Annotated in this window: 14 protein-coding genes; all 14 read left to right on the forward strand. The window is 31.9% G+C overall.

The features are described 5' to 3' along the window. Nucleotides 1-110 precede the first annotated feature (110 nt). The 14 genes from CLV33_RS17025 to CLV33_RS17090 all read left to right on the forward strand — a co-directional run bounded on the left by CLV33_RS17025 (nucleotide 111) and on the right by CLV33_RS17090 (nucleotide 12,878). Nucleotides 111-857 (forward strand): phytanoyl-CoA dioxygenase family protein, encoded by a 747-nt coding sequence (locus CLV33_RS17025; protein ID WP_105474889.1) that lies wholly within the window; start codon nucleotides 111-113, stop codon nucleotides 855-857. Between the two features lie 153 nt (nucleotides 858-1,010). After that, nucleotides 1,011-1,409: a hypothetical protein gene (locus CLV33_RS17030; protein ID WP_146109766.1), complete on the forward strand. Its 399-nt coding sequence runs from the start codon at nucleotides 1,011-1,013 to the stop codon at nucleotides 1,407-1,409. Between the two features lie 176 nt (nucleotides 1,410-1,585). Then, complete coding sequence (locus CLV33_RS17035) at nucleotides 1,586-2,080, forward strand: Cif family virulence factor (RefSeq protein WP_146109767.1); 495 nt, start codon at nucleotides 1,586-1,588, stop codon at nucleotides 2,078-2,080. A 401-nt stretch (nucleotides 2,081-2,481) separates the two neighbouring features. After that, nucleotides 2,482-2,835, forward strand: a complete 354-nt coding sequence (locus CLV33_RS17040; RefSeq protein WP_105474892.1) for a hypothetical protein — start codon at nucleotides 2,482-2,484, stop codon at nucleotides 2,833-2,835. Between the two features lie 153 nt (nucleotides 2,836-2,988). Then, entirely contained in the window at nucleotides 2,989-3,558 is a 570-nt protein-coding gene (locus CLV33_RS17045; RefSeq protein WP_105474893.1) for a hypothetical protein, read from the forward strand. A 132-nt stretch (nucleotides 3,559-3,690) separates the two neighbouring features. Further along, nucleotides 3,691-4,461 carry a hypothetical protein gene (locus CLV33_RS17050; protein WP_105474894.1) on the forward strand — a complete coding sequence of 257 codons (771 nt, stop codon included), beginning with the start codon at nucleotides 3,691-3,693 and terminating at the stop codon, nucleotides 4,459-4,461. 159 nt (nucleotides 4,462-4,620) lie between these two features. After that, a complete protein-coding gene (locus CLV33_RS17055) occupies nucleotides 4,621-5,334 on the forward strand; it encodes a hypothetical protein (protein ID WP_105474895.1) in 714 nt (237 codons plus the stop codon). A 219-nt stretch (nucleotides 5,335-5,553) separates the two neighbouring features. Beyond that, nucleotides 5,554-7,368, forward strand: a complete 1,815-nt coding sequence (locus CLV33_RS17060; protein ID WP_105474896.1) for an RNA-directed DNA polymerase — start codon at nucleotides 5,554-5,556, stop codon at nucleotides 7,366-7,368. A gap of 606 nt (nucleotides 7,369-7,974) precedes the next feature. Beyond that, nucleotides 7,975-8,772, forward strand: a complete 798-nt coding sequence (locus CLV33_RS17065; protein WP_105474897.1) for a hypothetical protein — start codon at nucleotides 7,975-7,977, stop codon at nucleotides 8,770-8,772. 153 nt (nucleotides 8,773-8,925) lie between these two features. Further along, complete coding sequence (locus tag CLV33_RS17070) at nucleotides 8,926-9,585, forward strand: hypothetical protein (protein ID WP_105474898.1); 660 nt, start codon at nucleotides 8,926-8,928, stop codon at nucleotides 9,583-9,585. Between the two features lie 164 nt (nucleotides 9,586-9,749). Continuing rightward, nucleotides 9,750-10,349, forward strand: a complete 600-nt coding sequence (locus tag CLV33_RS17075) for a hypothetical protein (protein ID WP_105474899.1) — start codon at nucleotides 9,750-9,752, stop codon at nucleotides 10,347-10,349. A 174-nt stretch (nucleotides 10,350-10,523) separates the two neighbouring features. Further along, on the forward strand, nucleotides 10,524-11,300 hold the full coding sequence (locus tag CLV33_RS17080) for an Abi-alpha family protein (protein WP_105474900.1): 777 nt from the start codon (nucleotides 10,524-10,526) through the stop codon (nucleotides 11,298-11,300). 145 nt (nucleotides 11,301-11,445) lie between these two features. Next, nucleotides 11,446-12,015, forward strand: a complete 570-nt coding sequence (locus tag CLV33_RS17085; RefSeq protein WP_105474893.1) for a hypothetical protein — start codon at nucleotides 11,446-11,448, stop codon at nucleotides 12,013-12,015. Nucleotides 12,016-12,137: 122 nt separating this feature from the next. Next, entirely contained in the window at nucleotides 12,138-12,878 is a 741-nt protein-coding gene (locus tag CLV33_RS17090) for a hypothetical protein (RefSeq protein WP_146109768.1), read from the forward strand. Nucleotides 12,879-13,280: the final 402 nt, after the last annotated feature.

Raw genomic sequence — 13,280 nt, forward strand, 5'->3', positions numbered from 1 at the left:
GCTTACTTACGAAAATTCCGCTGGAATTTTCTATCCGTGATTATTTACTAACTTTAGTCCTTTAACACGCAACGAAATCATACACTAGACCGTTGTGTGCAAGCTGAAAAATGAACTACGCAAGAAACAAAATAGAACTTGAAGAAAATGGATTTTCCGTTTTATCTGACTTGTATTCTGACATCGAAATAAGCGAAATTTTAGCTTGTATCGGAAATGCTGAACAGGACGGAAATTCGTTTATGAAAACAAAGGACTTGTTTGCTATTAGGCAATTAATCAAAAATGTGCCTGAATTGAGTGATTTATTGTTCAACAAAAAACTGACTGCATTAATTGCTGACCTTTCTGAATCTGAATATTTCTTGACAAAAGCTATTTATTTTGACAAACCTAGCGAATCGAATTGGTTTGTTGCTTATCACCAAGATTTGAGCATTTCAGTTGACAAAAAAGCTGATTTGGAAAATTACGTGAATTGGACTTTTAAAAAAGGACAATACGGAGTTCAACCACCAATTGAGATTTTACAAGACACAATAACAATCCGAATTCATTTAGACAAAACGGACAAGAATAATGGAGCGTTAAAAGTAATTCCGAAATCTCACTTAAACGGAATAGTTCGTGCTGACTCGAAAGATTGGAATTTAGGGAACGAATTTGTTTGTGAAGTAGAAAAAGGTGGAGCAATGTTAATGAAACCTCTGACTTTACACGCTTCGAATAGAACGACAAACGGAAAGAAAAGACGAGTAATACATTTAGAATTTAATAAACATAATCTGACTGAACCGCTGGCTTGGTTGGAACATTATGGAATAAAAAAGCCAGCACACAACAATGGCTATAAGTAATTGCTTGTTCTCGCCTACTTCTGAAAATCCTAGCGGATTTTCAGCTAAGTGTGTACTTGCAAAGTTAAGTGCTAAACCACGCAACTACTCATAGCCGAGACCGTTAGCATACATTTAAGAGAAACATTGGAACTTAAAAACAAAATATCGAAATTGACATTAATTCTGATTTTTATCGGAGTTTCATTCGGATTTAAAGCTCAAACTTCTGAATTTAGTTTTACGGACAAATATGGGAATGAAATCACGATTGAAAACACGGAAATGATTCCTGAATTAATTGACGTAGAATTTCTGAAAAACAATCTGAACGGAACTCATTTTACATTCAAATTAAAAGAAGATTCGGAATTAAAATTTGAATATAGAATTGCGGAATTCGTTCGGATAAATAAAACGGAATATAGATTGCGGATTTCACAAAAACCAAAATCTGATAAAGCAGTAGATATTATTAGATACGTTGGAAATAGTAATTATCGAATGAAATTAAAGAAAACCAAAAGCGGAATTGAATTAGAGAAAGTTGAATTTATGTACGCTGAAATATAAAAACGTATGCTAACACCGTGTATAATTAATTGCTTTTTACGTGCTTACTTACGAAAATTCCTGCGGAATTTTCTCGCGTTCGTTTTTGTTTACTAAATTAGTTACTTAAACACGCAACTAACCATACACAAACACGTTGGCAATAATTAGAAAGTAACCGTAAATCCAAAAATAAAATGAAAAATGTAATACTCATCCTTTTGACATTATTTTTGATTTCTTGCAATGAAAAAAATAGTAAATCGGAAATCAAAGCGACAGATGTAAACGAGATTGATATTCAAGCTGAATTAGCTTCTATTGAAGAGACTCGGAGCGGATTTCAATTAGCCATTAAAGAAAAACGCTATGCTGATTTAAGAAATTTTGGTACTAAAGATATAATATCATTAACCCCTATTTGTGGAACTTGGGAAGAATATAAACGTTTACGAAATGAACCCGTTGGCTCTTTTAGTTACGACAGTTTAATTATGAAACCTAAAGAAACAATTATTGTAAGTGACAGTATAGCATATGACTTTGGAACAAGCTCTGTTTATTACACCAATGAACAAGGTGAATCAGTAGAAATTGAGGATACTTTCTTGGCTATACTAAAAAAGGACAAGAATGATGGGAAATGGAAATTACACAGAGAAGTAGCCACAACTAATAAATTGGAAAAATAACTATTGCCAACAATGTATAACAGCAATTACGGCGGATTCGACTACGTCCGAATCCACTCGGAATTGCGAGCGTCAGTTCTAAACCGAAAATTAACGCATATTAACCCGTAACTGACGGTTATACGAGACCGTTGCCATTCATTGCTGAACGCGCTATGAACGGAAAAAAAAGTAGTTATGTTTTCGATTTTTTTTTGAATTTTAAGAAAGTAAAAACGAAAAATCATATTACGGAATTTTTAAAAGTACGCTGGAATATAAATCAGATACTGACCAAAAATCACGTCTGACTTTTTAGCTTGTTTGCGGAATCTGAATCTGAATTGAAAACAAAAAAAACCGACCTGAATACGGAATTTAGCAAGTTGTGGAATTGCTCACTCAAAAGGAATTGAAAAACTATGAATAAAGTGGAAATTAATCGGAACAAACTAAAGTCAGTTTTAAAAACTAACTTTTGGTTTCTTTGGGTTATTCCCTTGTTTATAATTGTGAGTTTTACAAATGGAATAGAAACTGGACTATATATCTCTGGAATTATGATTTCAGGAATTTCTTTAGGCACAATTATTCCTGTAACAATAGGTGCTCTTTTTAAAAAATACGAACTGAAAAGTATTTATGGAGAAACAATAATTTTTGTGATTTCCACTACTCTATTATGGATTTATATTCCTGACAAAAAACTATTAGCATATATGATACCTTTTAGTATTCCGCTAATTATAATTGGATTTTTAAATTTGAGAAAATAAAACAACGAAATGGCAACAACGTGTATAATTAATTGCTTGGTTCAGGTCTACTCGGAAAATTCCTTTGGAATTTTCTCTGGCTCGTGAATGTTTGCTAAATTAGTTGCTGAAACACGCAACTAACCATACACAAACACGTTGTAAAACATTTGAATGAGCAGAATTCCAATCGACATATCGAAATCTAAAACATCTGGAAAGTTGATTACGAGACAATGGATTTTGGAAAAAATATTTGAATATTTACTTCCATTAATGATTGTTGGAATGTTTCCATTTATAGCGATAATGGAATTCAATTCGAATTTAAAAAAAGACGAACCAATTGGACTTTCTATTGTGTTTCTAATTTTTACATTAGTAATTGGAGGCTTTATGATTTATTCGATTTTTAATGTTTATAAATTAAAGCGGATTAAAGGAATATCGAGAGGAAAAAACTCAAATCTGATTAAAAAGATTGCGGAAAAAAATGAATGGAATATTTCAGCTAATAATCAACAAATATCAATAATCAATTTTTCTTGGCAAGATTCAGGAACTGATTGGGGAAAACAAATGACAATACTGTATGACGAAAAAGATATTCTTGTGAATTGTATTTCGTTTGGACTTTTTTCAAGTCCATCACCATTTCATTGGTTTGCGAATAGAAGAAAAGTGAATAAACTAACAACGGAATTTGAAAACGGAATAAAAAACGTTTTACAACAACGTGTATAATTAATTGCTTTTTAAGTGCTTACTTACGAAAATTCCTGCGGAATTTTCTCGGGTTCGTAAAAGTTTGCTAAATTAGTTGCTTAACCACGCAACTAACCATACACAAACACGTTGGCAACAAGCTGAACAAAAATGAAACAGACGGAAAAACAGAAAAAAATCCGATTAATAATAATCATTCTGACAATTGTCGGATTGATTAGTTTTCTGTCCCAAACTGTAACTGTTTTTGCATATGGAATTGACAATACGACTGACTTTTATTTATTGCTTTATCCAATGTTATTTGTTTCTCTAATTTTGGTATTCGCAAAATCGAAATTCGGAATTTTATTGAACTTACTGACTTCGATTTCATATAGCATTTTACTAACAAACGAAGTCGGAAAATATTTAACTTTTGATTTCCAGAACAGTATTTTGATTTTAGTTCTGCTACTTCCCTATTTAATCTTTTTGAGTTTAATTCCATTGTCAATTATTTATTTAACAGACAAAACGGAGAATAGAATAAAATTTCAATTGACTTCTATTCTGTTTGCTCTTGGATTTTTTGTTTTCATTTTTTTGGACCGAATGGACAAAGATTATTCGAGAACAGTTTTTGTGGACGCAGTTTTGAAAAGTAACGGAATTGTGGAATTAAAACTAAAACCTGGATTTGCAGACTCAAGAGAATTTTATGTAAAAACAAACTCGAAAGAACTAGAAAAAATAATAAAGGAAAAAGGAGAATTTATTCAAGGAAGTTACTTTTTATCAAATACACGAATTCAAACGAATTACAAGTTTGACAAACTACAATCTTTGACAATAATAGAATTTAATAAAAATATAGAATTGCCTAAACTGACTTGGAATGTGAACGAAATAAATGGAAATTATGATTTCATTCGACCATAAAAAGCCAGTTGCCAACAACGTATATAATCCATTGCTAGTGAGAGCCTACTTACGAAAATCCTCGCGGATTTTCTATTCGGTTTTTATTTGCTAAATTACGTGCTAAACCACGCAACGTATCATATACAAAACCGTTGTAGGTAATTTAAAAAAACACCTTTGGAAGAATTTGACAAAATACTTTATGGCTTTATATTTTCGATTGTCGGAATTGTTGTCGGTTGGTTTTTGAACCAGATTGGTCAATGGTTTAAAGTACGTTCTGACCAAAAAAAAACATTAAGATTTGTCCTTTTCAATTTATTAGAAACGTATCATTTATTCAGTAAAAGTGATTTCGATTCGTTTACGACAAAAATTAGTAATAAAGTCAAATCCTATATTCCGAACAACGAACAAACGATTGAAACGGAAACATATATCGACCAAATTTTTTCAGATTTAGTCACTAATTATCTAAAACCAAGATTGCTTTCCGAACTAAATGAAATTGAAAACGATTATAAGAACTCAATTCTTTCTTTAGCGGAAATTGACCCTATTACAGCTTATTATTTGAACGGAAAATCATCTATTTTAGAAAGATTTGAGCAGATGGAGAGTTGGATGAAAATGTTGGAATATCAAAATCCGAATGATGCTCAAGAAATTAAGAAGAGTTCTAAACTTGTTATGGAAATTATTAAACCTAATATGTTTACTGATACTCAAACTGAATTAGAAAAAGACATCAAGAAAATAGCTTTTAAAATAAATCCAGTCGTTTGGTATAATTCGGGAAAAGCAATAGACAGAGTCAAAGAGAATTTATCAAAAGAAATCGACAAAGAAATAGATGAAATATTCGATAAGTTAAAATCAACTTGGGAATAAAAACTACCTACAACAACGTATATAGCTCATAGCTAGTTAGTTGTTTAATCGAAGTTAAGGTATATTTGCAAGTCCGCCAAATTTTTTAATTTGGCTTATTGATAAAAAAAGATAATAAGAAAATTAAAAAATTCGGCTCGTGCTTAACCGAATAGTCATCGCTAATTTGCACGCTACGAGCCATATACAAGACCGTTGTACGCAAGCTGAAAAAACTAAATGCAAACAGAAAGATTCAACAAACTAAGGAAAGCAACTCTCTCAAAAATCTTTGAGAAAAAAAAGCTGACTGATGTTTGGAGAAACATAGTTAAAAATCAGCTTAGGAGCCTTGATTTAAGAGACCTTTACGACCATTACGATTTCAATTTCAACATTGAGGAACGAGCTCTTGCAATCAGAAATGAAATTTTGAATGGAACGTATAAAGTTTCACAGCCATTAATATATCGTATAGAGAAGAAGTTTGGTGTTTGCCGACATTTGGTTATTCCACAGCCAAGTGATGCGGTAGTTTTACAAACTTTAGTCGAAAACATAGCCGATAAAATTCTGTCAAACCAACCATCAGAAAATGCTTTTTATTCACGAGACAAGCATAATATGGCTTTTCCTCACGAAGTTAAAGAGTATGGAATGACTTGGAGGCAACAATGGAAAAAACTACAAAAACAGATTTATCATTTTCAAGATGACAAGGAATTAATAGTTGTAACTGACCTCTCAAATTACTACGACAGTATTGACTTAGAGGAATTAAGAAAAGTATTTACCAGTTACAGCAAAATTGACGAGGTTTTAGTTGACCTACTTTTTCGAATAATTCAAGAGATAGCTTGGAAACCTGATTACCTTCCATACACGAAACGAGGACTACCAACGACCAACATTGAGGGAATAAGACTTTTAGCACACTCATTTCTGTTTGAAGTAGATGAAGTAATTAAACAGAAAACGGACAATAGTTTCACGAGATGGATGGATGATATTGTCATTGGAGTTGATTCAAAAAAAGAGGCGATAGAAACCATAAGTTCCGTATCGGATATGCTTAAAACAAGAGGTCTTGCATTAAACCTCGCAAAAACAGACATTTATGACGAAGAACAAGGATTTTATCACTTTCAAATAGAAGCTAACAGATACATTGACAGTATCGAAAAGACAAAGAAAACCGATACGGAATACAAAAAAGTTTGCTCTGAACTGCATAAGCGATTTAAAAAACATTTTAAAGATAGAGGAGCTAAGTATTGGGATAAAATTGCCAAAAGATATATAACTACATACAGCAAACTACATTCAAAATCCTTATTGTCAATCCTAACTGAAAAGTACATCGAACATCCAGGATTAAGGAGTCATTTACTTATGTACTTGTCAAATATTGGTTATTTAAAAAAGTCATCTGAAGTTGTACTTGAAATCCTTAATACCATTGACATTTTCGATGATTTGTCTCTTTACCAGTTATGCAACCTTGTTACTAATTGGGAAATTCCAGTAAACGATAAATCAAAAGCATTTCTAAAAAAGTTTGAGGGAAAAATTACAGCATTCTCATTTAAGCGTACATTACCGTCGGATTTTTATTGTTTGCTATGGTTTAAGGCTAAATATAATCATCCAGAAGATTTATACAGGTTTGTAGATAAGTATAAAAACCTTTGGCAAACTGATACATTCTTAAGAAGACAAGTTACAGCAATACTGTCAAGACTTCTTATTTCAAATAATGTAAAAGTTGAGAAACTACTTTACAACCAGATTTCGTCAGGAATCACAAATACTGTGACCTTAGCTAATCAAATTTTGACCTTTTCTGAGTTAAACAACACCAATAGTCGTTTGAATTTTTACTTGTTTCCTCAAAACAAACAAAGACCTTATCCCCTTTCGAAGTTTTTAGTTCTTTGTTCTGTTTTGAATTCAGAAAAAGTAAGAACAAATAATGCAGTTAAAAAACGAGTTAAAGAGAGTATTTCTGACCCTTATTATTTGCGATGGTTGGACGTTCAGTACAACATAAATTAAAAAAAGCCAGCGTACAACATTGTATAAAAATAATAGCGGTTTAATCGCTTAAACGAAAATGAATTTTATAAATCAAACGACAGTAACAAACCGAAAAGTAAGTGCATAAAATCCGCTACTATTCTTATACGTTACCGTTGTGTTTCATTGCGGAACGCACTCGATTCGAAAAAAAACCTAGTTTAATTTTCGAATTTTTTTTAGAATTTTAAGAAAGTAAAAACAGAAAAATCATATTGCGGAATTTCAAATATTGCGCAACGGATTTTACCCAAACGCAAATAAAACACCGGACTTTTAGCTTGTTTGCGGAGTAAAAATCAAAAACATCTGACTGACCAAAGCAGTGCGCAACTGTTGCGGCGGACTGATTAGCGAAACGCAAAAAAAATGACCGACCAAAACTGTAAGAAAAAAAACAACGAAAACACAACACCGTGTATAAAAAATTGCTAGTTTTATACTAAACCAATGTTAGTTGCTTTGCTTGCTTGCATCTGATTTTCCTTCGGAAAATCTTCGCACACAAGCACGCAACTTTCCATACACCAGACCGTTGTAGGTAATTAACCACTCTAACTTAAACCAGAATAAAACGATATAGAAATGACTTTATGTACAGCTTGGTTGAGAAAAAATAAAGATGCTGAAGAACTTTTAATAGCTACAGATAGTCGATTAAGGTCATTTGGTTCTTGGGATTGTAATCCGAAAATTTTTACATTTTCCAGAACAGATTGTGCAATGTGTTTTGCAGGAGATACGACTTTTGCTTATCCAATGCTAATTCAGATAAAAAACACAATTGACACAAATCCAAAAATTAAAAGTCGTTTTCAAAGAATTGGAGTTTTTAAAGGTTTAGTAGTCAAAATAATGAATGATATGCTCAAATATAAGAGCGATTATGAATTACCTGAAATAGAATTTCTTTTCGCAGGTTACAACTGGGAAAAAAGTGAGTTTAAAATTTGGAAAATAGTTTACCAAAAAGGAGATAAAAAATTCACATCACATCAAATAAAATTTTGGAGAGGTGTTAGCGGAGATAAAAAAGTTGTGTTTATTGGAGATTATGTTGGAGAAGCAAAAAAAAGACTAATTGAGAAGCTAAAGGAAAATGAAAATTTAATGGAAGGTTCTCTGAATTTTGAACCTTTACAAGTTCTATCTGAAATGTTGCTTGAAGGTCAAACAGATGATAAGTTTTCAGATATTGGAGGTTCACCACAATTGATAAAAATATATAAACACTTAAACAGAGTTCCTATAGCAATAGATTGGAAAGAAAAAGAAGATTTACGAATAACATTATTAGGTAGACCAGTTGCCGAAAGAAGTCTTTTAAACCCTATTTTAAATCCTTTCACATTGAAATACAGGAATACGAATAAATTTTTTTAAACAACTACCTACAACAATGTGTATAATTCATTGCTAGTTATAGCCTACTTACGAAAGTCCTCGCGGACTTTCTATCTGTGATTTATTTGCTAACTTTAGTGCTTAAACACGCAACGAAATCATACACTAGACCGTTGTGCATAATTTGAGAAAATGAGTAGAGGACTAAAAATAGCCTTGATAATAATTTCAATATTGATAGTCCTAATTTTAGGTGGTGGATATTTTGCATTAAAGACAATCGGAGAAGCTTTTGGAGCTGACTGCGAAATAAGTAACACTTGGACAATAAATGAATATGAAATAATTGAAAATAAATGTCTTGGTTGGGCTGGACCACATTATTATCCTCTTGACTTGAAAAAGAACGGAGAATATATTGCAAGTAGCGGTTATAAATTGGACTCTTGTAACTTTCGATTTGAGCCGAAAAATGGACAGTATTTGATACTTAACATCTGTGACAAAGAAATAACGGAATTAAAATCTCATAAGTCTGAAATTGATATTGAAAAGGTTGACTCAATTATTATGGTTTCTGGAATTGACCCAAACAAGAGAATAAAGCTTAACCAAAATAAAACTGAACGATTTGTAAAAGACTGGAATAAAAGCAAAGTTTCCGATTATCGAGATGGAATTTTGGACTCAATATTTCATCCAAATTATCAGTATAAATTAATTGTTTTCGAAAATAGAAAAAAGAAAGAATTCGTCACATTTAATTTTCTAATCGCTGACGAATCGAATTGGACATATTATATAACAAATGATTCCGACAAAGATTATATGAATCGACTGTGGAATGAATAAAAAAACTATGCACAACAACGTGTATAATTAATTGCTTTGGTCGTTGCTTATTTGAAAATTCCTTCGGAATTTTCTCGCGTTCATTTTTGTTTACTAAATTAGTTGCTGAAACACGCAACTAACCATACACAAACACGTTGTAGGCAATTTGAAGAACGACAAACATGGACGAATTAGAAATAAATTGGGAACAAGAGCGACCTAGTCAAATTCAGCTTGTCGGACTATGGACTAAAACGAAATTTGAAAGAGTTGAAAATTGGACAAGCTCTACCGAAGTCTTAATTGAAAAAATCGGTCAAACTCATGTGAACGGTGGAATTCAACTACATAGATATCAAGTAAGCAGCAATGACCATTTTAATTGGTTTGCTTCACGAAATCGTCTTGACGAGATTGATTTTGTCAAAAAGACTTTGCGACACAAAAACTTAAGTGATTACAGAAACGACTTGGAAATCAAATCAAAACCTGAAATCCAAATTACGAAAAGTTGGACTGACATGTACGATTTACCAGGTCGACTCGCTAGAATTCTAGGACAAGGCGGAGCTTATAAAAAAATCAATCAAAAAGAAGCTTGGGAAGTAGTGACAAACTTTATTAAAAGTGAATTTGACAACCGATTTGAAGAAGTTCAATTATTCGACTTTGCAATCAAGAATGCTGAATGGTTCTTCGACATAGCTTGGGATTATTCGACCATGCTTTTTGACAAAAGAAATTTTACCGTAACGATAATTGATATTACAGACACGGATTAAAAAAAATAAAAACTGCCTACAACAATGGGTATAAAACATAGGGCGGACGTTGGTTTCTGCAAGTTTCAGGTTCTTAGCAAGCTTTGTCTCGGTGGACAAGTGCGCAGCTCCGAAATGCCCTACGTTTCATACCCGAGAACGTTGTAACACATTTGACCAACCAAAACGAAATTGATGAAAGAAGTAATTGAGGGACTTAACTTACCAAAGCAAATACTTGACAAGACTGAAAAGTTTATGTCGAAATTATTGGGTCCATCAATAACAGAATTTGGAGAATTATTTGCTGATAAAGTTCGATTTCGACGATGGAAAAATCAAGTCAAAATTTTCAATAAAACGAGAGAGATACTTGACAAAAACGGATTGGAACCTAACGAGCTGAATTTAAAAACATTAGTCCCTTTAATTGAAAAATCATCGGTAGAAGAAGATGAATTGTTGCAAGACAAATGGGCAAATTTGATTTCTAATATTGCCACAACACCAGAAAATGGACTTGAACCACGACTAATTAACACTCTATCTTCTCTTTCGTCTTTAGAAGCACAAATTTTAGATTTCATACACGAGGATTTTTATGTAAAACGTCAAATGGAATTAGCTCGCTTAATGAAAAGTCCTTACGCAAGAAAAAAATACACTGAAAAAGATATTAAACTGAATGATATAACAATTAGCTTTCGTAACGTGAAAAAGCACTTTGAATTAAATAAAGAGTTTGCTAAAATATATATTGATAATTTAGAAGCACTTGGCTTATTAAGATATGAAGAACCTGAAATCGAAATCGATAACGGCTCAACTTCAGCGGATTTAAATGAGGACGAAGAAGATAATACGCAGTCAGTCGATTTAGATTTGGATATTTCAGCCTATTACAATAGTTCAGATGATTTTCATATAACAGCATACGGAAACTATTTCGTAAATCAATGTAAACCTGAATAAAAACGTGTTACAACAACGTGTATAGCTCATTGCGGCTGAATTCCTAATCTGAATTCATTGCAATTTGCTATCTTTCGGTTACGGCGGAAAATCATAGCTGATTTTCCGCAACGAGCCATACACCAGACCGTTGTAAAACATTTAAATGAGCAGAATTCCAATCGACATATCGAAATCTAAAACATCTGGAAAGTTGATTACGAGACAATGGATTTTGGAAAAAATATTTGAATATTTACTTCCATTAATGATTGTTGGAATGTTTCCATTTATAGCGATAATGGAATTCAATTCGAATTTAAAAAAAGACGAACCAATTGGACTTTCTATTGTGTTTCTAATTTTTACATTAGTAATTGGAGGCTTTATGATTTATTCGATTTTTAATGTTTATAAATTAAAGCGGATTAAAGGAATATCGAGAGGAAAAAACTCAAATCTGATTAAAAAGATTGCGGAAAAAAATGAATGGAATATTTCAGCTAATAATCAACAAATATCAATAATCAATTTTTCTTGGCAAGATTCAGGAACTGATTGGGGAAAACAAATGACAATACTGTATGACGAAAAAGATATTCTTGTGAATTGTATTTCGTTTGGACTTTTTTCAAGTCCATCACCATTTCATTGGTTTGCGAATAGAAGAAAAGTGAATAAACTAACAACGGAATTTGAAAACGGAATAAAAAACGTTTTACAACAACGTGTATAATTAATTGCTTTTTAAGTGCTTACTTACGAAAATTCCTTCGGAATTTTCTCGCGTTCGTTTTTGTTTACTAAATTAGTTGCTTAACCACGCAACTAACCATACACAAACACGTTGTAAAACATTTGACAAAAAAAATAGTGAATAGAGAGTATCATTTATCTTTTTGTAAAATCTGTACAAACAGAAAGTCTTCATTAAAAGACGGACTGATTTGTAGTCTGACTGGTAAAATTGCGGAGTTTGAAAAAAACTGTACTAATTTCAAAATTGATAGACTGGAATTAGAGAAAATCAAAAACCGTTTTGAAACAGAAATAAATGAGAATTATGCAACAACAAAATTGGAGAGCTTCTTCAGCGAAAGAGAGTTTGAAAAACCAAAAAAGAATCGAAATAGAAAGTATTTAACAAAAGAAAAAACTCACGGATTAGAATTTAAAAGAGACAAAAATTATGACAAACAAATTCTAGTTATGATTGGAGTAATCATTGTAATGCTATTATACGGAAATTATAAAAATGGATTTAGTTGGGATTTAAATTCTACCAATATAATTGGAATTTTAATAATGCTTATTTTATCTGTTTACTTCTTCTACAAAGCTTTGTATCATAAGTATAAAACAATAATAACTATAGATGAAAACGGTATTCATCAAAAAGAAAAAACCTTACATTGGAATAATATCTTAGATTACGGAATTATAAGAGGTAAAGGAGATAATTCAATGGAGAAAAAAATAATCATTGGAACAATATCATCTGGAATACAAAAAATTAATATCTCGGAATTAAATGTGACACCAGAAGAATTTATAGAAATAATACAACTGAATAAAAAAACGTTTTACAACAATGTATAACCGCAATTACGGCGGATTCGACTACGTCCGAATCCACTCGGAATTGCTAACGTCAGTTCTTAACCGAAAATCATTATCTTTAATCCCGTAACTGACGGTTATACGAGACCGTTATGCGCAAGTTAAAAAAGCAACAAAACCTGCATCGGACTTTTAGGATTTACCTAGAAATTAAAGCGTCGGATTTGATAACATCGTAACTGATTTTTAAGACATCGGACTTAAAAAAAATAATAACGCGGACTTTCAGCTTTGCCAAAAGCTAGTTTAAATATCAAAAATTAAGCACTGCCAAAAGTTCGTTCTGATGAGTCGTCCTAAAATAGGTTGACAGGTTATAAGATAATTAATTAAGCCGGAGAATCTAGCTTCTCTGGTTTTTTATTGTGTATAAAGTTAGGT

Origin of the sequence: Jejuia pallidilutea (genome assembly GCF_002973595.1) — a bacterium.
Classification (GTDB): domain Bacteria; phylum Bacteroidota; class Bacteroidia; order Flavobacteriales; family Flavobacteriaceae; genus Jejuia; species Jejuia pallidilutea.